1 protein-coding gene is annotated in these 625 nt (G+C 63.4%); it reads right to left on the bottom strand.

The genetic code is table 11. The annotated features are described in order from the left end of the window. Positions 1-82: 82 nt before the first annotated feature. The coding region (locus tag IEZ27_RS53465) for a group II intron maturase-specific domain-containing protein (RefSeq protein ID WP_308427379.1) at positions 83-625 on the bottom strand (543 nt) is incomplete at its 5' end.

The raw sequence follows: 625 nt of genomic DNA, 5'->3' as shown, positions 1-625 counted from the left end.
TTCCCCGGCCCGCCCGCCGCACCCGGCGTGCGCGTCTCCACGCACCGGGCGCTCCACGCGTCGATGCCGTTGGTCAGCCGCCTCAAGCGACTGCCGGTGTCGGGGTCCAGGGGGTTGGAATTCCGTGCCCCCGGTAGCGGTATCGGATCACCTTCACGCTGGCAGCGCCGGTGAACTCGACTCCGTCATGGGCGATCTTCCAGGAGCCCGGCCGACAGAATCTGCGGCGCATTTCCTGTCGGCTGAGCAACGAGTGTTTGCGAAAGATCCAGTTCGCGACGCGACGCCAGGCAAAGGAGTCGATCGCGTTGAAGACGTCTTTCGCCACCGCATGCCGGAAGTAGTTCGCCCACCCGCGCAGGAGCCTGTTGAGGCTGATGATCAGCTCAGCGAGGCTCATGTGGCGGGTTGACCTGTAGGTCTTCGTCTTCACCTTGTCCTTGATCGACTGGATCGCCTTCTTGGACACCAAGGTGTAGACGTAGTGCTTATCCGTCCCCCGCTTACGCATCCGCCGGATGTGAAAGCTGAGGAAGTCGAAGCCCTCGTCGATGTGGACCACACGGGTCTTCTCCGGTGCCAGCCGCAACCCCAATAGGGCGAGTATGGCTGCCACCTGTTCGCG

Source organism: Nonomuraea spiralis (assembly GCF_014648435.1).
Lineage (GTDB): Bacteria > Actinomycetota > Actinomycetes > Streptosporangiales > Streptosporangiaceae > Nonomuraea > Nonomuraea spiralis.
The sequence above is the reverse complement of the archived record's forward strand: the minus strand, read 5'-3'. Positions and strand labels throughout refer to the sequence as shown.